Source organism: Pseudomonas phytophila, from assembly GCF_025643095.1.
In the GTDB taxonomy this organism is placed as follows: domain Bacteria; phylum Pseudomonadota; class Gammaproteobacteria; order Pseudomonadales; family Pseudomonadaceae; genus Aquipseudomonas; species Aquipseudomonas quasicaspiana.
On the sequence record NZ_CP081201.1, the window covers coordinates 2071681 to 2092919 of the forward strand.

At 58.0% G+C, this 21239-nt stretch carries 22 protein-coding genes; 20 read left to right on the forward strand and 2 right to left on the reverse strand.

Annotated elements, in window-relative coordinates:
* Positions 1-11 precede the first annotated feature (11 nt).
* From K3169_RS09210 to K3169_RS09225, 4 genes are all read left to right on the forward strand, one after another.
* Positions 12-197 carry a Trm112 family protein gene (locus tag K3169_RS09210; protein ID WP_027898761.1) on the forward strand — a complete coding sequence of 62 codons (186 nt, stop codon included), beginning with the start codon at positions 12-14 and terminating at the stop codon, positions 195-197.
* Positions 194-958: a 3-deoxy-manno-octulosonate cytidylyltransferase gene (gene kdsB, locus K3169_RS09215; RefSeq protein ID WP_099269609.1), complete on the forward strand. Its 765-nt coding sequence runs from the start codon at positions 194-196 to the stop codon at positions 956-958. The genes K3169_RS09210 and kdsB overlap by 4 nt, the downstream gene beginning before the upstream one ends.
* Positions 955-1974: a UDP-N-acetylmuramate dehydrogenase gene (gene murB / locus K3169_RS09220; RefSeq protein WP_263271124.1), complete on the forward strand. Its 1020-nt coding sequence runs from the start codon at positions 955-957 to the stop codon at positions 1972-1974. Before kdsB ends, murB begins: the two co-directional genes overlap by 4 nt.
* A 184-nt stretch (positions 1975-2158) precedes the next feature.
* Positions 2159-2752 (forward strand): NTP transferase domain-containing protein, encoded by a 594-nt coding sequence (locus K3169_RS09225; protein ID WP_263271126.1) that lies wholly within the window; start codon positions 2159-2161, stop codon positions 2750-2752.
* A gap of 185 nt (positions 2753-2937) precedes the next feature.
* Here K3169_RS09225 and rne read toward each other — a convergent pair whose 3' ends face one another.
* Positions 2938-6198: a ribonuclease E gene (gene rne, locus K3169_RS09230; RefSeq protein ID WP_263271127.1), complete on the reverse strand. Its 3261-nt coding sequence runs from the start codon at positions 6196-6198 to the stop codon at positions 2938-2940.
* A 723-nt stretch (positions 6199-6921) separates the two neighbouring features.
* On the opposite strand from rne, the gene rluC reads away from it, so the two are divergent.
* From rluC to K3169_RS09245, 3 genes are read left to right on the forward strand one after another with little or no spacing between them, the layout of a single operon-like run.
* On the forward strand, positions 6922-7878 hold the full coding sequence (gene rluC, locus K3169_RS09235; RefSeq protein WP_027901075.1) for a 23S rRNA pseudouridine(955/2504/2580) synthase RluC: 957 nt from the start codon (positions 6922-6924) through the stop codon (positions 7876-7878).
* Complete coding sequence (locus tag K3169_RS09240; RefSeq protein ID WP_263271130.1) at positions 7868-8569, forward strand: HAD-IA family hydrolase; 702 nt, start codon at positions 7868-7870, stop codon at positions 8567-8569. Before rluC ends, K3169_RS09240 begins: the two co-directional genes overlap by 11 nt.
* A gap of 4 nt (positions 8570-8573) precedes the next feature.
* Positions 8574-9578, forward strand: coding sequence for a S49 family peptidase (locus K3169_RS09245; protein WP_263271131.1), 1005 nt, complete (start codon positions 8574-8576; stop codon positions 9576-9578).
* Between the two features lie 426 nt (positions 9579-10004).
* Here the strand turns inward: K3169_RS09245 and K3169_RS09250 are convergent, their stop codons facing one another.
* Positions 10005-10583 carry a Maf family protein gene (locus K3169_RS09250; RefSeq protein ID WP_231675725.1) on the reverse strand — a complete coding sequence of 193 codons (579 nt, stop codon included), beginning with the start codon at positions 10581-10583 and terminating at the stop codon, positions 10005-10007.
* Between the two features lie 105 nt (positions 10584-10688).
* Here K3169_RS09250 and K3169_RS09255 point away from each other — a divergent pair, with 105 nt between their 5' ends.
* The 13 genes from K3169_RS09255 (at position 10689) to K3169_RS09315 (ending at position 20874) form a co-directional block, all read left to right on the forward strand.
* On the forward strand, positions 10689-11216 hold the full coding sequence (locus K3169_RS09255; protein ID WP_027901079.1) for a YceD family protein: 528 nt from the start codon (positions 10689-10691) through the stop codon (positions 11214-11216).
* A gap of 13 nt (positions 11217-11229) precedes the next feature.
* On the forward strand, positions 11230-11412 hold the full coding sequence (gene rpmF / locus K3169_RS09260; RefSeq protein ID WP_002552688.1) for a 50S ribosomal protein L32: 183 nt from the start codon (positions 11230-11232) through the stop codon (positions 11410-11412).
* A 4-nt stretch (positions 11413-11416) separates the two neighbouring features.
* Positions 11417-12424 (forward strand): phosphate acyltransferase PlsX, encoded by a 1008-nt coding sequence (gene plsX / locus K3169_RS09265; RefSeq protein ID WP_027901080.1) that lies wholly within the window; start codon positions 11417-11419, stop codon positions 12422-12424.
* Positions 12425-12578: 154 nt separating this feature from the next.
* On the forward strand, positions 12579-13517 hold the full coding sequence (fabD, locus tag K3169_RS09270; RefSeq protein ID WP_263271171.1) for an ACP S-malonyltransferase: 939 nt from the start codon (positions 12579-12581) through the stop codon (positions 13515-13517).
* A 14-nt stretch (positions 13518-13531) separates the two neighbouring features.
* Positions 13532-14272: a 3-oxoacyl-ACP reductase FabG gene (fabG, locus tag K3169_RS09275; RefSeq protein WP_027901082.1), complete on the forward strand. Its 741-nt coding sequence runs from the start codon at positions 13532-13534 to the stop codon at positions 14270-14272.
* Between the two features lie 186 nt (positions 14273-14458).
* Positions 14459-14695 carry an acyl carrier protein gene (gene acpP, locus K3169_RS09280; protein WP_087265500.1) on the forward strand — a complete coding sequence of 79 codons (237 nt, stop codon included), beginning with the start codon at positions 14459-14461 and terminating at the stop codon, positions 14693-14695.
* A gap of 109 nt (positions 14696-14804) precedes the next feature.
* Entirely contained in the window at positions 14805-16049 is a 1245-nt protein-coding gene (gene fabF, locus K3169_RS09285; protein ID WP_027901084.1) for a beta-ketoacyl-ACP synthase II, read from the forward strand.
* Complete coding sequence (pabC, locus tag K3169_RS09290) at positions 16049-16867, forward strand: aminodeoxychorismate lyase (RefSeq protein WP_231672652.1); 819 nt, start codon at positions 16049-16051, stop codon at positions 16865-16867. The genes fabF and pabC overlap by 1 nt, the downstream gene beginning before the upstream one ends.
* Positions 16867-18024, forward strand: coding sequence for an endolytic transglycosylase MltG (gene mltG, locus K3169_RS09295; RefSeq protein WP_099269621.1), 1158 nt, complete (start codon positions 16867-16869; stop codon positions 18022-18024). The genes pabC and mltG overlap by 1 nt, the downstream gene beginning before the upstream one ends.
* Before the next feature lie 19 nt (positions 18025-18043).
* On the forward strand, positions 18044-18676 hold the full coding sequence (gene tmk, locus K3169_RS09300; RefSeq protein WP_263271174.1) for a dTMP kinase: 633 nt from the start codon (positions 18044-18046) through the stop codon (positions 18674-18676).
* Complete coding sequence (locus K3169_RS09305; protein ID WP_231665724.1) at positions 18669-19655, forward strand: DNA polymerase III subunit delta'; 987 nt, start codon at positions 18669-18671, stop codon at positions 19653-19655. Before tmk ends, K3169_RS09305 begins: the two co-directional genes overlap by 8 nt.
* A gap of 64 nt (positions 19656-19719) precedes the next feature.
* The gene (locus tag K3169_RS09310; protein WP_027901089.1) at positions 19720-20076 is read left to right on the forward strand and encodes a PilZ domain-containing protein; all 357 of its coding nucleotides are present in this window, start codon (positions 19720-19722) and stop codon (positions 20074-20076) included.
* Positions 20077-20088: 12 nt separating this feature from the next.
* Positions 20089-20874, forward strand: coding sequence for a TatD family hydrolase (locus K3169_RS09315; protein WP_027901090.1), 786 nt, complete (start codon positions 20089-20091; stop codon positions 20872-20874).
* Positions 20875-21239 lie beyond the last annotated feature (365 nt).

Sequence of the window (21239 nt, forward strand, 5' to 3'; positions counted from 1 at the left end):
CAGGATTTCTTATGGACACCAAATTACTCGACATCCTCGCTTGCCCTGTCTGCAAGGGGCCGCTGAAACTCAGTGCCGATAAAACCGAGCTGATCAGCAAAGGCGCAGGCCTGGCTTTTCCGATTCGCGACGGCATTCCGGTGATGCTGGAAAGTGAAGCGCGCACGCTGTCCACCGACGAGCGTCTGGACAAATGACCGCAGTGTTCACCGTTGTCATCCCGGCGCGTTTCGGGTCCAGCCGTTTTCCGGGCAAACCGCTCAAAGAGATTGCTGGCAAGCCGATGATCCAGCATGTCTGGGAACAGGCACGTAAAAGCAGCGCGGCGCGGGTTGTGGTCGCCACTGACGATGCGCGTATCGTTGAGGCCTGCAAGGCTTTTGGTGCGGAAGTACTGTTGACCCGTGAGGATCACAACTCCGGCACTGATCGCCTGGCGGAAGTCGCCACGCAATTGGGCCTGGAAGCGGACGCCATCGTGGTCAACGTCCAGGGTGATGAACCGATGATCCCGCCTGCGGTGATTGATCAGGTCGCTGCCAATCTTGCGGCTCACCCTGAAGCGCGCATGTCCACCCTGGCAGAGCCTATTGATGACGTGGCGGCGCTGTTCAACCCGAACGTCGTAAAAGTGGTGTCCGATATCAATGGTCTGGCGCTGACCTTCAGTCGCGCGCCGTTGCCTTGGGCGCGGGATGCCTTGGCCAGAGATCGTGAGCAATTGCCTGCGGGCGTACCCTATCGTCGGCATATCGGTATCTACGCTTATCGTGCAGGCTTCCTGCATGATTTCGTCAGTTGGGGCCCTTGCTGGCTCGAAGACACGGAAAATCTCGAGCAGCTGCGTGCGCTCTGGCACGGCATACGAATTCACGTTGCCGACGCGCTGGAAGCCCCGCCAGCCGGTGTTGATACCCCGGAAGACCTTGAGCGCGTGCGCCGCCTGCTGGAGGTTTGACGTTGCAATTGCAGTCCGCTGTTTCACTCAAGCCGTTCAACACCTTTGGCGTTGATGTCACTGCGCAGCTGTTTGCCGAAGCCCATAACGACGACGATGTGCGCCAGGCTCTGGCCTACAGCGTGGAGCATGACCTGCCATTGATGGTCATCGGCGGTGGCAGCAACTTGCTGCTGACCGGTGACGTTCAGGCATTCGTGCTGCGCATGGCCAGCCGTGGTATCCGGATCGTCCGGGAGGATTGCAAGCGCGCGGTCATTGAGGCCGAAGCAGGCGAACCTTGGCATCCGTTCGTGAAGTCGTGCCTGGATTTGGGGCTCGCGGGGCTGGAAAATCTCAGTCTCATTCCCGGTACGGTCGGTGCTGCGCCCATGCAGAACATCGGTGCTTATGGGGTCGAGATCAAGGACGTGTTTCACAGCCTGACTGCGCTTGACCGACAGACTGGCGAGCTGCGCGAATTCTCTCTTGAGGAATGTGCGTTCGGTTATCGCGACAGCCTGTTCAAGCATGAAACCGGCCGCTGGCTGATTCTGCGTGTTCGCTTCACCCTCAATTTCAGTGCCGAGTTGCATCTGGACTACGGTCCTGTGCGCCAACGCCTGGAAGAGCAGGGCATTCAGCAACCGACGCCTCGCGACGTTAGCAACGCTATTTGCGCCATTCGCAGTGAAAAGCTGCCGGATCCAGCGGTGCTGGGTAACGCGGGCAGTTTCTTCAAGAATCCGCTGGTGCCTGCCGAGCTGGCCGAACAGATTCGGCTCAAGCACCCCGCGCTGGTGGGTTATCCACAGCCAAATGGCCAGGTCAAGCTCGCAGCAGGCTGGCTTATAGAGCAGGCTGGCTGGAAGGGCTACCGCGAAGGCGATGCTGGCGTGCATCGTTTGCAATCGCTGGTGCTGGTCAATTACGGTCAGGCCACGGGCTTGCAGTTGCATGCTTTGGCCGAGCGTATTCAGGCGGACATTGCCAAGCGCTTCGGTGTGGAGCTTGAAATGGAACCTAATCTTTATTGAGCTGAATTAAAAAAGATGGTTGTAGGAGCGCACGAGCAACGCGAGGCCGCGATGGCGGTGTGTCAGACAGGACGCCATCGCGGCCTCGCGGTGCTCGTGCGCTCCTACAGAATCTAGGTCTGCGCACGCAAAAAATACTGTAAGTGTTGTGTAGTCATCACCTATACCCTGGAAGGGAGTAACCATGACCAACACTGTGTGCGCCATCGTGCTCGCTGCCGGAGAGGGTCGTCGGTTTCAAGCCATTGCCGGAAAAGGTCAGAGCAAGCTGCTTGCTCGTTGCATCGGCCGTGACGGAGTCGAGCGTCCATTGCTGGAACAGGTCCTCGTCAACCTGCAAGGGGTTGTCGACAGGATTCTGTTGATTGCCCGACCTGATTGCTCACAGGTCATCGCACTTGCCCATCAATACAACTGCGAGCTGTCCATGCTGGCTTCAGCGGGTATGGGCGACAGCATCGCTGCAGCGGTGGCAGCCCAACCTGATCATCGTGCCTGGTTGATCGTTCTGGGTGACATGCCGTTCATCCTGCCTCAGACCCTGCATAACATCGTTGCCTCAATGGAGGACGGTCAGATTTCTGTGCCTGTGGTAAACGGCGAGCGGGGTCATCCGGTGGGTTTTGGTCGTCGATATGGTCCGGCGCTGATGGAGTTGAGTGGCGATCAGGGCGCACGACGGCTGTTCAAGGATGGCTGCGTTCAGCAGATAGAGGTCGATGACCCGGGTGTGCTGTGGGATGTAGACGTGCCAGAGCGGTTGGTGTTTGTTCGTTGATGGATCATCTACAGGTTGATCTCAACCCTGTAGGAGCGCGCTTGCCCGCGATGCGGTGTCTCAGCGAAAAATGTTACCTGACCTGACGCCATCGCAGCCTTCGGCAGCTCCTACTCCTACAGATCACGCTTCCACAAAAAAGCCCCACCTGCTTTCACAGGTGGGGCTTTTTACTCAGTCAAGGATCAAACGAGAGGTTTAGGCTCGTTGCTTTCTTCCTTGGCTTCGTGGTGCTGCGTGAATGTCTGATCCGCCGAGTGCGAGTTCTCGTCAGCGACTGGAGCAGGCTCTACTGCTTCAGTTGCGGGTTGAACTGCTTCGACTTCGTCAGCTACAGGAGCTGCAGCGGTGTTGGCTGCGGCTTCTTCAGCTTCCTTCTTCAGGCGCTCTTCTTCACGCTTGCGACGACGCACCTCACGTGGGTCGTTTGGCGCACGGCCGTTGCTGCTCACCGGCAGTGCAGGGGCCTCTGGGGCAACAGCCACAGCGGCTTCTGCGGTAGGTGCAGTTGCGACGACTTCCGGAGCAGCGTAAGCCGCAGGCTCTTCAGCCACGACTGGCGCAGGAGTTGGCAGCTCAGCCGATTCAGTGGCCGGAGCCTCTTCACGGGCTGGCGCGAGCTCTTCAACCTGCGGTGCAGGTGTGGTCGGCTCTGGCGTTGGTGTGAACGGTACAACACGTTCAGCGTGTGGCGCTTCGAACATTTCTGTCTGTGCTGCCAGTGCTGGTGCTTCTGCGATCACTTGTGGAGCTGCTTCAACGACCTGCTGCACTTCTACGTCCGGAGCGGTTTCAGCTTTCGGCGCATTGTCAGCCACCGGTGCTTCTACAGCAGGCGTTTCAACGGCTGGCGATTCGAACGCTGGAGTCTGGATCGAAGGGGTTTCGATCACAGCTTCCGGTACGAACGAGGAGTCAGCTGAGTCAACGGTCGCAGTCGCGCGCTCGGCCTGACGGTTAGCTTCGGCTTCGGCGGGGGCGCTGATGACGCTGCTGCCAACGGCTGCGGTCGCTGCGGTGATAGCCAGACCTGCTGCCACTTCAGTGTTGCCCGATTCGCTGCCTTCTTCCTCAGAGCCTTCCGAACCTTCGATCACATTGCCGTTTGCGTCACGCTGACGCTCACGACGGTTGCTGCGACGACGCTGACCACGGGAGCGGCGGCGAGGGCGATCGCCTTCTGCACCGTCCTGATGATCTTCGGTTGCCAGTTCTTCGTTGGTCAGCACTTCGTCTTCGCTGACCTCGGTAACGGCCTGCTCTGCACGAGGCTGGCGTTCTTCACGAGGAGCGCGTGGTTGACGCTCTTCACGTGGAGCGCGCTCAGGACGCTCTTCACGTGGCGCTGCATCGGCTGCCGGAGCGGCATCCAGCGGCTCGCGCAGTTCACGAACACGCTCTTCACGAGGCTTGCGGTCTTCACGAGGTGTACGTGCTGCACGAGGCGCACGCTCTTCACGTGGGGCACGGGCCGGACGCTCTTCGCGTGGTGCTGCGCTGGTTTCTTCAACAACGGCTTCGCGTGGAGCGCGCGGTGCGCGTTCTTCACGAGGCGCACGTTCCTCACGCGGTGCACGCTCTTCGCGTGGAGCGCGTTCGGCACGTTCTTCACGTGGCTTGCGTTCTTCATCGCGACGGTTGTTGCGGCCACGGCTCTGTTGACGACCGTTGCGGCGCTCTTCGTTGCGGGCAGGGCGCTCGGCAGCCGGTTTTTCAACCACAACCGGGGCAACTGGCTCTTCCTTGGTGGCGAACAGGCTCACCAGGGATTTGACCAGGCCTTTGAACAGGCTTGGCTCGTGAGCGACCGGAGCCGGTGCGGCGGGAACGGCTTCAACCGGAACCGGAGCGTTGGCACGCGGCGGAGCGGTTTTAACGGCGGCTTCCTGGCGAACCAGAGTGCGTGTTGCAGCAGCTGGCTGAACTTCTTCAACTTCAGCAGCAGCGGCAGCGATTTCGTAGCTGGACTGCAGGGTGTGTGCTTCCGGGCTGTCATCACGCAGGCGCTGAACTTCGAAGTGCGGCGTTTCGAGGTGATCGTTCGGCAGGATGATGATGCGGGCACGGGTGCGCAGTTCGATCTTGGTGATCGAGTTGCGTTTTTCGTTGAGCAGGAAAGCCGCAACCGGAATCGGCACTTGAGCGCGGACTTCGGCAGTGCGGTCTTTCAGGGCTTCTTCTTCGATCAGACGCAGGATGGCCAGCGACAGCGACTCAACGTCACGGATGATGCCGGTGCCGTTGCAACGCGGGCAGACGATACCGCTGCTTTCGCCCAGCGATGGACGCAGGCGCTGACGAGACATTTCCAGCAGGCCGAAGCGCGAGATACGACCAACCTGAACGCGGGCACGGTCGGCTTCCAGGCTTTCGCGGACTTTTTCTTCCACGGCGCGCTGGTTCTTGGCCGGTGTCATGTCGATGAAGTCGATGACGATCAGGCCGCCGATGTCACGCAGACGCAATTGACGGGCGATTTCTTCAGCCGCTTCAAGGTTGGTCTGCAGGGCGGTTTCTTCGATGTCGCTGCCTTTGGTGGCGCGCGCCGAGTTGATGTCGATGGACACCAGGGCTTCGGTCGGATCGATGACGATGGAGCCGCCGGAAGGCAATTCAACGACGCGCTGGAAGGCGGTCTCGATCTGGCTTTCGATCTGGAAACGGTTGAACAGCGGAACGCTGTCTTCGTACAACTTGATCTTGCTGGCGTACTGCGGCATCACCTGACGGATAAAGGTCAGTGCTTCTTCCTGGGCTTCGATGCTGTCGATCAGCACTTCGCCGATGTCCTGGCGCAGGTAATCGCGGATGGCGCGGATGATGACGTTGCTTTCCTGGTAGATCAGGAATGGAGCAGCGCGATCCAGCGAAGCCTCTTTGATAGCGGTCCAGAGTTGCAGCAGGTAGTCGAGGTCCCACTGCATTTCTTCGCTGCTGCGGCCCAGGCCGGCAGTGCGAACGATCAGACCCATGTCGGCTGGAGCGATAAGGCCGTTCAGCGCTTCGCGCAGTTCGTTGCGCTCTTCGCCTTCGATGCGACGGGAAATACCGCCTGCACGCGGGTTGTTCGGCATCAGGACCAGATAACGACCGGCCAGGCTGATGAAGGTGGTCAGGGCTGCGCCTTTGTTGCCGCGCTCTTCCTTCTCGACCTGAACGATGACTTCCTGGCCTTCGCTCAGGACGTCCTTGATGTTGACGCGGCCTTCAGGGGCTTTCTTGAAGTACTCGCGGGAGATTTCTTTCAGAGGCAGGAAGCCGTGGCGCTCAGAGCCGAAATCGACAAAGGCAGCCTCAAGGCTGGGTTCGATGCGAGTGATCCGGCCTTTATAGATATTGGCCTTTTTCTGCTCGCGGGCACCGGACTCGATGTCCAGGTCATATAAGCGCTGGCCGTCTACCAGTGCAACGCGCAACTCTTCGGGTTGAGTTGCGTTAATCAGCATTCTTTTCATGTAGTACCGTCGGTTTCCGGGCTGCCGGAAACGGCGTTCGGCACACACGACTTCTCACGGTCGGTGTCAGGGCACGTCAGGAGTGGTTGGACACTCCAGTGTCTAGCGAGATTACCGGCCAACGGGGCCGGAGTCGCGACGACGTTTCCTGCTTGCTGTGGTGACAAAAGACACCCTTTCAGCAAAAGCTTTGTCAGGAGGAGGAATCGACCATCGGTAGCGGACGAGATGAAGCGTCTAAAACAAGCCTTGTGCTACACAGTCCGATGGTTGTGCGTCTCCACCCTACACGTATCCCTGATAATTCGGGTGCTGCCGCGCGCAGAATCCGCAACGGGTTGGCATTTACCGCAGCCTTCCAGAGGGAAGGTTGCGCATCATGGCTTAAGGCGTTTGTTTCCGAAGCATTCGCCCGGACCGTCTGTAAACGACTGCACTTTGTGAACTGGCCGTGATTTATTAGCTCTGAAGGCGAGTGATAACTCTGCGATCTGGCGTGTATCAGGCCTCATGTCACCTGCGCTTGTAACGTTTGCAGCCCATCCGTTGTCACCGAAAGCCCCGTAGGACGGCCTCGCGTCCTCGTGAATTGCGTAGGGCAGGGTCGGTCATAAACCGTTTGTCCGCTGTCCAGGCCGCTTTTGGCGGCGTTCGCGACTATAGCAGCAATCATTAAGTGCTTCAAATCCATAAAAAATTGTTATGATTTGCGCCATGACGAATATCACCCCTCCAACCCCCGGCGTCCAGCTGGTAGAGGTTGCGCCGGAATATGCCGGTCAACGTATTGATAACTTTCTTGTCACTTTCCTCAAAGGCGTGCCCAAGACCTTGATCTATCGCATTTTGCGCAAAGGCGAAGTGCGGGTGAACAAGGGGCGGATCAAGCCCGAGTACAAGTTGCAGGCAGGCGACATCATCCGTGTCCCGCCAGTGCGCGTGCCTGAGCGTGACGAACCTGTGCCTGTGGCTCAGGGGCTTTTGCAGCGCCTTGAAGCGGCGATTGTCTACGAAGACAAGGCGCTGATCGTGCTCAACAAGCCTGCTGGTATTGCCGTGCATGGCGGCAGTGGCCTGAACTTCGGTGTCATCGAAGCTTTCCGCCAGATGCGCCCGGATGCCAAGGAACTCGAACTGGTACACCGTCTGGATCGCGACACTTCCGGGCTGTTGATGATTGCCAAGAAGCGCAGCATGTTGCGCCACCTGCATGAGGCCTTGCGCGGCGACGGTGTCGACAAGCGCTACATGGCACTGGTACGCGGTCGCTGGGATACCGCTCAAAAGCGTGTCAGCGCCCCATTGCTCAAAAGCAATCTGCGGTCCGGTGAGCGCATGGTCGAAGTCAACGACGAAGGCAAGGAGGCACTGACAATTTTCAAAGTGCTGCGCCGCTTCGGTGATTTCGCCACCATGGTCGAAGCCAAGCCGGTGACCGGTCGTACGCACCAGATCCGGGTGCACACGCTGCACGCCGGGCACGCCATTGCCGGTGATACCAAATACGGCGACGAAGACTTCAGTCGCGAGATTCGCGATCTGGGCGGCAAGCGCCTGTTCTTGCACGCTTATATGCTGACCGTGCCGCTGCAGGATGGTGGCGAGCTTAAATTGCAGGCCCCCGTTGATGAAATGTGGGCCAAGACAGTGGAGCGTTTGAGTGCGACCTGATTCTGAATCTTCGAAGTATGATTTATTGATTTTCGATTGGGATGGCACGCTGGCCGACTCTATCGGCCGCATCGTTGCCGCTATGCGCGCTGCGGCTGTCGAGACTGGCAGGCCGGAGCGTGACGAGCATTCCATCAAGGGCATTATCGGTCTGGGTTTGCCCGAAGCTATTCGCACGCTTTATCCGGATATCACAGCCAATGACCTGATCGATTTCCGTCAGCATTACGCCGACAGTTACATGGCCATGGACAACGACGTAGCTTCGCCTTTGTTCGAAGCTGTGCGCGAATCCATTGAAGGCTGGCGCGCCGAGGGTTACAAACTGGCCGTGGCCACCGGCAAGGCGCGTCGAGGTCTTGATCGCGTGCTGAAGGCTCATGACTGGCTCGACTATTTCGACATCACCCGAGCGGCGGATGAAACCGCCAGCAAGTCTGATCCGCTGATGCTGAATGAAATTCTTCAGCATTGCGGCGTTAAGCCGGAACGGGCGTTGATGGTGGGTGATTCCTCTTTCGATCTGCTGATGGCGCGTAATGCGGGTATGGATTCTGTGGCAGTGGGCTATGGCGCGCAGTCGCTGGATTCATTGCGTACTTATGAGCCGCAGTTGGCTATCGAGCATTTTTCCGAGCTGCGCACCTGGTTGGGTGATCGCAGCCATCAGTCTTCATTGTTGGGGTCGTAAATAAATGTCGGACGAATGGAAAGCACCGGTTTCCCGTGACGAGGACGAAGTCGCAGACAGCAAGGCTGATGCGAAGAGCTGGAAATTGCTGGAAAAAACCCTGTTGGCGGGGATTCAGGAACAGCGTCGTTCGCGCCGCTGGGGGATTTTCTTCAAATGCCTGACCTTCCTTTATCTGATCGGGACACTGTTTCTGTTTACGCCTTTGGGTGATTTCGAGAAAAGCGCTTCTGGCAGCGGTCATCACACCGCGCTGATCCAGATCGAAGGCATGATCGCTGACAAGGAGCCTGCCAGCGCCGACAACATCGTCGGCAGCCTGCGCGCAGCGTTCGAAGACCCGAAAACCAAGGGCGTGATTCTGCGCATCAACAGCCCTGGCGGCAGCCCTGTGCAATCGGGCTATGTCGCTGATGAAATCCGTCGCCTGCGCGCCGAGAAGCCGGAGATCAAGGTCTATGCCGTGATCACTGACTTGGGTGCCTCGGGTGCTTACTACATCGCCAGCGCGGCTGACCAGATCTACGCCGACAAGGCCAGTCTGGTGGGTTCTATCGGCGTAACCGCAGCAGGCTTCGGCTTTGTCGGCGCCATGGAAAAACTGGGTGTTGATCGCCGGACCTACACGTCAGGCGAGCACAAGTCGTTCCTGGACCCGTTCCAGCCGCAAAAAGCAGACGAAACCGCATTCTGGCAAAGCGTGCTGGACACCACCCACCGCCAGTTCATCGCCAGCGTAAAACAGGGCCGAGGCGACCGCCTCGAGGACAAAGATCATCCTGAACTGTTCTCCGGGCTGGTCTGGACGGGCGAGCAGGCCCTGCCGCTGGGCCTGATCGACGGCCTGGGCAGCTCCAGCTACGTCGCACGTGAAGTAATCGGCGAAAAAGAAATGGTCGACTTCACCGTTCAGGAATCCCCGTTCGATCGCTTCTCGAAAAAACTGGGCGCCAGTGTCGCTGACCAAATCGCAATGTGGGCCGGCTTCAAAGGGCCGACGCTTCGCTGATTGCGAATCGCAGCCAACAAACACCCGACCATTGGTCGGGTTTTTTTATTCGCGAAGGTCGAACACCGCTGAATACAAGTAGATCGGTAAGCTCGCGCATTCAGGTCGGCTGTCAGGCCGCTATGCTTTTGATTTTGATCTGAGGCGCCCCGTTAAACCACGCCGGCCGAACGCAGATTCTGAATCGTGGGTAACCCGGCAGGACGCCGGGTTAGCCGCATTGGGCCATGGATGGCCCGTTGCGGCGGCCCACGGTTCAGGATCTGTGTTCGGGTATGCCGAGCGACAGCGAGGCACCAAGTGGTGGGGCAAGAGCGTTTTGCTTACTTTTGCGCTCCTTTCAAAAGTGAGGCGCTGTAAAAGCGCAACCAATATCAGCCATGCCTGCGGTAACGGATATGTACACAACATTCACTACACAAATAATCAGAGCACCTGCACACCTTCCTTTATAAGCATATCCACCAACCGAATCAGCGGCAGACCAACCAGACTCGTGGCATCACTGCCCTCAGTACTCCGAAACAGACTGACACCCAACCCCTCAGCCTTGAAACTGCCCGCACAGTCATACGGCTGCTCCGCACGCAAATAACGCTCAATACTGACTTGATCCAGCGTACGCATATGCACCGTAAACGGCACATGATCAACCTTGCAGCCACCTGTCGAACTATTAAACAACGCAAGGCCAGTCAGAAACGTCACACTGGAACCACTGGCCGCACCCAACTGCTCCCTAGCGCGCTCAAAAGTGTGAGGCTTGCCAAGAATCCTGCCGTCCAGCACAGCCACCTGATCCGAACCAATAATCAAATGGCCAGGAAATGCGGCCGCAAGGGCCCGGGCCTTCTCCTCGGCAAGGCGACGAACCAACTCAATCGGCCCCTCATTGGGTAGGTGGCTTTCATCGATATCAGGCGAGGCACAGACGAACGGCAGCCGCAGTCTGGCGAGCAATTCCCGGCGATAAGGTGAGCTGGAAGCAAGAAGCAAAGGCAACATGCGGTTCTCCAAAAAGTGAAAACTGATTCTAATCAGTCTCGTGCAGGATTATTGACCTGAATTTCCTTTGACATGCCTTGGGGTCGTCCCTAGAATGCTGCGCCTATGTTGAATGACCCGATTCCACCTCACGTTGACCCGCGCAAATTGGCTGATCGTGGCACTACCCTTCAAGGTGAAGTGCTGCTGGCTGATTTGGAGAGACTCTGCGACCCGCTTTCCGACACTGTCGGTTCGGTGCAGGCCAAATTCATTTTTGAGCGTGACGAACGTCGCTCCGTGGTTATCCACAGTGCAATTGACGTCGAAGTCAAAATGGTTTGCCAGCGTTGTCTTGAGCTGGTCACCCTGCCGATTCACAGCGAGTGCAGTTACGCTGTGGTGAAGGAGGGTGCGAATACCCAGTCGTTACCGAAAGGTTATGACGTGCTGGAACTGGGCGAAGATCCATTGGATCTGCTGGCATTGATCGAGGAGGAGCTTTTGCTCGCCTTGCCCATTGTGCCTGCTCATCATCCGGAAGAATGCCAGCAGCCGGCGGGTCTCGATGAGCCCGAACCGAGCGTGGACGAGGTAACGCGGTCCAACCCGTTCAGTGTATTGGCGCAGTTAAAGCGTGACCCAAACGTTTAGGAGTTAATCAATTATGGCTGTTCAGCAGAACAAAAAATCCCGCTCTGCCCGTGACATGCGTCGTTCGCACGACGCTCTTGAGGCAAGCACTTTGTCGGTAGAAAAGACCACTGGTGAAATTCACCTTCGTCACCACGTTTCGCCGGAAGGTGTTTACCGTGGTCGTAAAGTGATCGACAAGGGCGCTGACGAGTAATTTCTTGTCCGCTCCGATCATCGCGATCGACGCAATGGGCGGGGACTTCGGTCCCCGCAACATTGTTCAGGCCAGCCTTGCTTGCCTGTCTGCTACGCCCTCGCTCCATCTGATCCTTGTGGGTCAAGCCCCCCTTATTGAAGAACTCATGGCCCGCCATTCTGGTGTGGATCGCTCACGTCTGCGCGTTGTGAACGCCAGCGAAGTGATCACCATGGATGAACGGCCGTCCCAGGCGTTGCGTGGCAAGCCTGACTCTTCGATGCGCGTGGCGCTGGATCTGGTGGCGAGCGGACAGGCTCAGGCGTGCGTCAGTGCCGGGAATACCGGTGCATTGATGGCGCTTTCGCGCTTTGTCCTGAAAACCCTGCCAGGTATTGATCGCCCGGCCATGGTTGCGGCGATTCCTACCCAGCGTGGCTATTGTCAGTTGCTGGATCTTGGGGCGAATGTCGATTGCAGTGCTGAAAACCTTTATCAGTTTGCCGTGATGGGCTCCGTGGCGGCAGAAGCGCTAGGTGTGGTGCGGCCAAAAGTCGCGCTGCTCAATGTCGGCACCGAAGACATCAAGGGTAATCAGCAGGTCAAGCTGGCTGCGAGTCTGCTGCAGGCTGCGCCTGGCTTGAACTACACCGGTTTTGTCGAAGGTGACGGGTTGTATCGCGGCGAGGCCGATGTGGTGGTCTGTGACGGTTTTGTCGGCAATATCGTGCTCAAGTCCAGCGAAGGGCTGGCGAGCATGATTGCTGCACGAATTGAAACCTTGTTCAGGCAGAATCTGCTGTCGAGGACGGTCGGCGCGCTGGCAATGCCTCTGCTCAAGCGTCTCCAGGCTGATCTTGCGCCTGCGCGGCATAACGGGGCGAGCTTTCTCGGTTTGCAGGGCATTGTGGTTAAAAGTCATGGTTCTGCCAGTGTGCAGGGGTTTCAGAGTGCGATTCAGCGTGCGCTGATCGAGATTCAGGAAAACCTGCCGCAGCGCTTGCACGGGCGCCTTGGCGAGCTGTTATAGGCTTTCCATAGCGACGTTTGCAGCGCGGGTCCGCTAGAATGTGACGCTGCTGACTGACCGGTCATCAAAACCGGCAAGTGACTGTAATTAGAATTTCTCGCGCTCGGCCAAGGCCGGGCGTTTATTTCGACGACCATAATCAGGGGCTTGTTTAATGTCTGCATCCCTCGCATTCGTCTTTCCGGGTCAAGGATCGCAATCGCTCGGCATGCTCGCCGATCAAGGCGCGCACCATCCGTTGATCCTCGATACTTTCGCGCAGGCCTCCGATGCCTTGGGTTATGACCTCTGGGCGCTGACTCAGGAAGGTCCGGTCGAGTCGCTCAATCAGACCGACAAGACCCAGCCGGCAATTCTCACTGCGTCGATTGCCCTGTGGCATGTATGGCTGGCTGAGGGCGGTGCTGTTCCTGCGTTTGTCGCCGGTCACAGCCTGGGTGAATACAGCGCGCTGGTCGCGGCACAAAGCCTGAGCCTGGCTGATGCGGTCATACTGGTCGAGCGTCGTGGTCAGTTGATGCAGGAAGCGGTTCCCGCCGGTCAGGGCGGCATGGCTGCCATTCTCGGTCTGGACGATGCCGATGTCATCGCTGCCTGCGCCGAAGCGGCCCAGGGCGAAGTGGTCAGCGCGGTCAATTTCAACTCGCCGGGTCAGGTCGTCATCGCCGGTTCCGCCGAGGCTGTGAAGCGCGCCATGGAGCTGTGCAAGGCCCGTGGTGCCAAGCGCGCGCTGCCATTGCCAGTCAGCGTTCCGTCGCACTGCGAGCTGATGCGTCCAGCGGCCGAGCGTTTTGCCGAGTCGATTGAAGCGATCGAGTGGCAGGCGCCACAGATTCCACTGGTGCAGAACGTCAGCGCCAGTGTCGTGACCGATCTCGCCACGCTGAAAACCGATTTGCTGCAACAGTTGTACAAGCCGGTCCGTTGGGTCGAGTCGATCCAGGCGCTGGCTGCAAATGGCGCTACCCAGCTGGTTGAGTGTGGTCCCGGCAAAGTGCTTGCCGGCCTGAACAAGCGTTGCGCCGAAGGCGTGACGACCTACAACCTGGATACCCCAGACGCCTACGCCGCCGCCCGCGCGGCACTGGCCTGATTAGGAGAGCTTGCATGAGCCTGCAAGGTAAAGTTGCACTGGTGACTGGTGCCAGTCGTGGTATTGGTCAAGCCATTGCCCTGGAATTGGGTCGTAATGGTGCTGTAGTGGTCGGGACAGCGACTTCCGAGTCGGGTGCCGAGCGCATCAGCGCGACGTTCAAGGAAAACGGCATCGAAGGTTTTGGCCTGATGCTGGACGTCTGCAGCGCCGAGTCCGTGGACTCCGTGCTGTCGCAGATTCAGGAGCGCGTTGGCGCACCGTTGATTCTGGTCAATAATGCCGGCATCACCCGTGACAACCTGATGATGCGCATGAAAGACGACGAGTGGAATGATGTCGTCAACACCAACCTGAACAGCCTTTTCCGGTTGTCCAAGGGCGTTTTGCGTGGCATGACCAAGGCGCGGTGGGGTCGAATTATCAGTATTGGTTCTGTTGTGGGTGCCATGGGCAACGCAGGCCAAGTAAACTATGCCGCCGCGAAAGCGGGTCTGGAAGGTTTCAGTCGCGCTCTGGCGCGTGAAGTGGGTTCGCGTGCGGTAACCGTGAACTCGGTAACTCCTGGTTTTATCGACACCGATATGACCCGCGAGCTGCCTCAGACGCAACGAGATTCCCTGACGGCGCAGATTCCTCTGGGTCGCCTGGGGCAGGCAGAAGAGATTGCGCATGTTGTCGCTTTTCTTGCCTCGGAAGGTGCAGGCTACGTTACCGGGGCTACAATCCCCGTTAACGGCGGCATGTATATGTGATCGCCCGTTTTAAAAAAATGTAATACGGGCTGTCTAAAATCCGTTATAAAGCTGAAATCTTTTAATGGGCAGAGGGGTGATGGGCGTATCGGGAATTGCGTTAAGCTTGAAATTCGCAAATCCTCTTCTATACACTTACCCATCGGCCAGCTGCCTGAATTTGTCTACTAGGAGTTAAAACACGGTATGAGCACCATCGAAGAGCGCGTCAAGAAAATCGTTGCTGAGCAACTTGGCGTCAAATCTGAGGAAGTGGTTAACACTGCTTCTTTCGTTGAAGACCTGGGTGCCGACTCCCTTGACACCGTTGAGCTGGTAATGGCTCTGGAAGAGGAATTCGAGACCGAAATCCCTGACGAAGAAGCCGAGAAGATCACCACTGTTCAAGCTGCTATCGATTACGTTACTGCCCACCAGGCGTAACATTTAGTAATCGTTGCTGGGTCATGGGAAAACCGCACTGCCTTACCGGCGTGCGGTTTTTTCTTTAAAACGATGTCCTGTGTAGTCAATGAAAGAAAAGGAGAGTCCTGTGTCGCGTAGACGCGTCGTGGTCACCGGTATGGGTATGCTGTCGCCATTGGGTACGGATGTGCCGAGCAGTTGGCAGGGCATTCTGGCTGGTCGCAGTGGCATTAACCTTATCGAACACACAGACCTTTCGGCTTACACGACCCGCTTTGGCGGTTCGATCAAGGGCTTCAACGTCGAAGAGTATCTGGCGCCCAAAGAGGCTCGCAGGCTCGATCTATTCATCCAGTACGGTCTCGCTGCCAGCTTTCAGGCTGTGCGTAATTCCGGCCTGGAAGTCACCGATGCAAACCGTGAACGCATTGGCGTTGCCATGGGTTCTGGAATCGGTGGTCTGACCAATATCGAAAACAACAGCCGTTCTCTGCACGAGCAGGGGCCAGGGCGTATTTCGCCGTTTTTCGTGCCGGGTTCCATCATCAACATGATTTCCGGTTTCCTGTCGATCCATCTGGGCGCACAGGGACCTAATTATGCCATTGCGACTGCCTGCACCACAGGCACGCATTGCATTGGCATGGCTGCACGCAACATTGCCTACGGCGAAGCCGATGTGATGATTGCGGGTGGCGCTGAAATGGCGGCCTGTGGGCTGGGCATGGGCGGCTTTGGTGCTTCCCGCGCGCTGTCGACCCGCAATGACGATCCAACCCGCGCCAGCCGTCCCTGGGACAAAGGCCGTGACGGTTTTGTCCTGTCCGACGGCTCCGGTGCGCTGGTGCTTGAAGAGCTTGAGCATGCCAAGGCGCGTGGTGCGACTATTTATGCCGAGCTGATCGGCTTTGGCATGAGCGGCGATGCATACCACATGACTTCGCCGCCAGACGACGGCGCCGGTGCTGCCCGTTGCATCCGCAATGCGCTGAACGACGCCAAGGTCAACCCTGAGCAGGTTCAGTACATCAATGCCCACGGCACCTCGACCATGGCGGGCGACCTTGCCGAAGCCAATGCAATCAAGAGTGTGTTTGGTGATCACGCCTATAAGCTGGCGGTCAGCTCCACCAAATCCATGACCGGTCACTTGCTGGGCGCGGCCGGTGCTGTTGAAGCCATCTTCAGTGTGCTGGCGATCAACGGTCAGGTGGCACCGCCGACCATCAACCTGGACGAGCCGGGTGAAGGTTGTGATCTGGACTTCGTGCCGCACGAGGCACGTAGCATGCCCATCGACGTGGTGGTCTCTAACTCCTTTGGTTTTGGTGGAACCAACGGCTCACTGGTGTTCCGCCGGTTCGCCGAGTGATGCCAGGCTGGGTCGATGGACGTCCAGCCGACACGCTTTCTGTCAAAAATAGAGGGCTGGCTTATGGCGATGGGCTGTTTGAGACCATCGCGGTAAGGGCAGGGCAGCCATCGCTGCTGGATCAGCACATGCAGCGCTTGCAACGAGGCTGTGATCGTCTGGGCATTGCTGCTGATCTGGTTTTGATTCGTGACGAGCTGCTGGCCTTTGCCCGGCAACTCGACGAAGGGGTCATGAAACTGATCCTTACCCGTGGCGACAGCCAGCGTGGCTATGCCCCTGATACCCATTCTCACCCTGTAAGAATTCTTCAAGGTAGCCCGCTGCCTGCCTATCCCTCTGCTCATGCGGAGCAGGGCATTTACTTGTTCCCCTGTGTCACACGTCTGGCCGAGCAGCCCTTGCTGGCAGGTTTGAAGCATTTGAATCGTCTCGAACAAGTGCTTGCCCGTTCGGAATGGCAGGGCTCCGAGTTTGCCGAAGGGCTGATGCGTGATCTTTCCGGTCGTGTTATTGAAGGGGTTTACAGCAATCTGTTTATGGTCCGCGATGACGTGTTGCTCACGGCTGACCTGAGTCGCAGCGGCGTCGCGGGTGTCATGCGCGGTGCGTTGCTGGAGCAGGCTCCGGAGCTTGGCATTCACGTCGAAGTTCGTGATCTGCATATGGCTGATCTGGAACATGCTGACGAAGTATTTGTCTGCAACAGTGTCTATGGCGTCTGGCCGGTGCGAGGCTTCGAACAGCTGAGCTGGTCGGTTGGACCGCTCACCCGTAAACTGCAGCGCAAAGCTCTTGCCCTTCTGGATATCGCTTAGTGATTCGAAAATTTTTGCTGTTGCTGGAAACGGGCCTGGTCCTGGCAGGTTTGGCGTTGGGTTATGCCTACTGGCAGCAGAACGAGGCCCTGCATCAACCCTTGAACGTCACCCAGGAACAGATGCTCGACGTTCCTGCCGGTTCGACGCCGGGTGGTTTGCTCAATCGTCTGCAAACCGACGGTGTGATCAAGGACGCATTCTGGCTAAGGCTGTACTGGCGCTTCAACCTCTCGGGTGAAGCCCTGCACAGCGGCGAATACCGCATGACGCCGGGCATGAACGCGCAGTCCTTGCTGGGTCTGTGGCAGCGCGGTGAAGTCGTCCAATACAGCCTGACGCTGGTCGAGGGCTGGAATTTCCGTCAGGTGCGTGCAGCACTCGGCAAGCAGCCCAAGCTTGAGCAAACACTGGTTAATCTCAGCGACGCTGAGCTGATGACTAAAATCGGTCATCCGGATGTTTTTCCCGAGGGCCGGTTCTTCCCTGACACTTACCGCTACGTCCGCGGCATGACTGACGCTGAAATTCTCAAACAGGCCTACAAGCGTCTCGACGACGTGTTGGAAGAGGAATGGGCCAAGCGTGCAGCAGATGTGCCGTATACCGATGCTTATCAAGCGCTGATCATGGCGTCCCTGGTTGAAAAGGAGACTGGTGTCCCGCAGGAGCGTGGCCAGATCGCCGGCGTTTTTGTCCGCCGGCTTGCCTTGGGCATGTTGCTGCAGACGGACCCGACAGTCATCTATGGTCTGGGCGAGCGCTACAACGGCAAGTTGACCCGCGCTCACCTGAAAGAGCCCACGCCTTACAACACCTACGTCATCTCCGGTTTGCCGCCTACGCCCATTTCTTTGGTCGGCCGTGAAGCGATTCATGCTGCTCTCAACCCGGTGCCGGGGCGCAGTCTGTATTTCGTCGCCCGGGGCGATGGCAGTCACGTATTTTCCGATGACCTGGACGCGCATAACGCCGCGGTCCGCGAGTTTCAGCTCAAGCGTCGTGCTGACTACCGATCGAGTCCGGCCCCGGCCGCAGTTCCAGTAGTCCCCGCGACTCCTGCGGAGCCCGTCCCGGCGGTCGAGCCCAATCCGGCGGCGACTGATGAAGCGAAAGCAGAACAAGACACCGCGCCGAGCGAGCAAAAATCACAATGAATTTTATTGAGTACACCCTGTGACCGGCCTGTTTATCACCCTCGAGGGCCCGGAAGGTGCCGGTAAAAGCACCAACCGTGAATACCTTGCAGCGCAACTGCGCGCTGATGGCATCGACGTATTGCTGACTCGTGAGCCGGGCGGTACGCCGCTGGCTGAACGCATTCGTGAGCTGTTGCTGGCACCCAGCGACGAAGCCATGCATGCCGATACCGAGTTGCTGCTGGTGTTTGCTGCCCGTGCGCAACACTTGGCTGAAGTCATTCGTCCAGCACTGGCGCGTGGCGCAGTGGTCCTGTGTGATCGCTTCACGGATGCAACTTACGCTTATCAAGGTGGTGGTCGTGGCTTGTCCCATGAGCGGATCGCTGCGTTAGAGAGTTTCGTACAGGGAGATTTGCGCCCGGACCTGACTCTGGTGTTCGATTTGCCGGTAGAAGTGGGTCTGGCGCGGGCCTCTGCGCGGGGGCGGCTGGATCGTTTCGAGCAGGAAGGCCGGACCTTTTTCGACGCGGTGCGCAGTACGTATCTGAATCGCGCCAAAGCCGAGCCAGGACGTTATCGTCTGGTGGATGCGGCGCAATCCCTGCCTGACGTGCAGCGCTCTCTCGACGCATTATTGCCTGAGCTGTTGAGTCTGCACCGTGGCTGAAGCTTATCCCTGGCAGGAGCAGCTCTGGCAGCAATTGGCGGGTCGTGCTCAACACGCCCACGCTTATTTGCTGCATGGGCCTATTGGCATTGGCAAGCGAGCACTGGCTGAACGGTTGATGGGCAGCCTGCTGTGCCAGCGACCGGAAGGCCTTGAAGCGTGCGGTCAGTGCAAGTCCTGTCTGTTGCTGGCAGCGGGAAGTCACCCGGACAATTACGTGCTGGAGCCGGAAGAGGCGGATAAGGCGATCAAGGTCGATCAGGTCCGCGATCTGGTGAGTTTTGTGGTGCAGACGGCACAAATGGGTGGCCGCAAAGTGGTATTGATCGAGCCCGTCGAGTCGATGAATATCAACGCCGCCAACGCTTTGTTGAAAAGCCTTGAAGAGCCGTCGGGCAACACCGTTTTGCTGCTGGTCAGTCATCAGCCCAGCCGATTGTTGCCAACGGTCAAAAGCCGTTGCGTGCAACAAGCCTGCCCGCTGCCCGGTGAGGAAATGAGTCTCACATGGCTGGCCAAGGCATTGCCGGAGAGCAGCGAGGAGGAGCGGCGCGAGTTGCTGACCCTCGCCGCTGGTTCTCCCCTTGCCGCTGTCAGTCTTCAGGCTCAGGGCGTGCGCGAGCAGCGTGCTCAGGTGGTGGATGGCGTAAAGAAGCTACTCAAGCAGCAACAATCGCCGACCCAACTGGCTGAAGGCTGGAAAGATATCCCGCTGTTGCTGTTGTTTGACTGGTTTTGCGATTGGTCGCACCTGGTTTTGCGATACCAACTGACCGGGGATGAACAAGGCCTGGGTTTGGAGGATATGCGCAAAGTAGTGCAGTATCTGGCGCAGAAGTCCGCGCAGGGCAAGGTGCTCGAGATTCAGGACTGGATTCTGGCCCAGCGTCAGAAAGTCATGTCCAAGGCCAACCTGAACAGGGTATTACTGCTTGAGGCCTTGCTGGTTCAATGGTCGGGGCTGATCAGCCAGCGCTAGCGTTTAGTCGTTGGACGGAAATGCATTTAAATTCAGTTGGTTATGTTTTTTGATAGGAGTTGGCATGAGCCTGCCGCCGAGTTCCGGTCCACGAAATGGCATTTTGTCTCTGACTATCAAGGACAAGTCCGTTCTGTACGCGGCCTACATGCCCTTTATCAGAAATGGCGGGCTGTTCATCCCCACCAGTAAAAGCTACAAGCTCGGGGATGAGGTGTTCATGCTGTTGAACCTGATGGATGAACCGGAAAAAATTCCGGTGGCGGGCAAAGTCGCCTGGATCACCCCCAAGGGCGCGCAAGGTAATCGCGCGGCTGGCGTCGGCGTGCAATTCAATGATGGTGACACGACCGCCCGTACCATGATCGAAACCTATCTGGCCGGTGCTTTGAAGTCCGACCGTCCCACTCACACGATGTAGTTGCCTATTTCCATGCTTGTAGATTCCCATTGCCACCTTGACCGCCTGGACCTTGCCGAGCATTCCGGATCCCTGGATGCTGCCCTTGAGGCTGCACGTGGCCGGGGTGTCGGACACTTTCTGTGCATCGGCGTCAGCGCCGAAAACGCCGGAGCAGTGAAGGCGCTTGCCGAGCAATACGATGATGTTGATTGCTCAGTGGGTATCCATCCACTTGACCTGACACCAGGCGAAACGCCAGCGCTGGACTGGCTGCTCAAAGAGCTGGATCACCCACGGGTGGTGGCGATTGGCGAAACGGGTCTGGACTACCATTACGAGCCCGAAGCGGCGGAGTTGCAGCAGGCGTCGTTTCGACTGCATCTGCAAGCCGCGAACATCACCGGCAAGCCGGTCATCGTTCACACTCGCGGTGCGCGGGCCGACACCTTGAGCCTGCTGCGCGAGGCTGCACTGCCCCAGGGCGGGGTGCTGCACTGTTTCACCGAAGACTGGGACATGGCCAAGGCGGCGCTGGATCTTGGTTTTTACATATCCCTGTCTGGCATCGTCACCTTCCGCAACGCCGATGCGCTGCGCGACGTGGCGCGTCAGGTGCCAGCGGACCGGTTGTTGGTAGAAACGGACTCGCCTTACCTCGCGCCAATCCCATACCGGGGCAAACCCAACCTGCCTCAGTACGTGCGTGAAGTGGCCGAATTTCTGGCTATGTTGCGCGGTGAGTCTTACGAGCAGTTTGCGGAAATGACGACTGCCAACTTTGCCCGACTGTTCCCCTTGGCGCATCTGAAGGCTTGACGAATCGCAGGCAAAAAAAACCCGGGTTCTGGGGGGTGAATCCGGGTTAAGACCATTAGGAGTAAAACAAAGGTGCGCTATCCATCTGCACCTTTATTGGCGCGTCACTTGGGGGAGATGTCGCGCCAACGTACTAAGTATTGGTCATGCTCGCCCGGCGTCCAGTCGCTTCTGTACGTTTTTTAAACAGATTTGGAATAGCGGGGCGGTTGTTGAGTCCGTTTTATCTATGATTTACGGCCACATCTCTGGAATGCTGCCTGGGACCGAGATCGCATTGTCTGTTGGAGCGAGGCTTGCCCGCGAATCAGTTGGTGCGGTGTATCAGATGGCCCGCGTCATCGTTCTTCGCGGGCAAGCCTCGC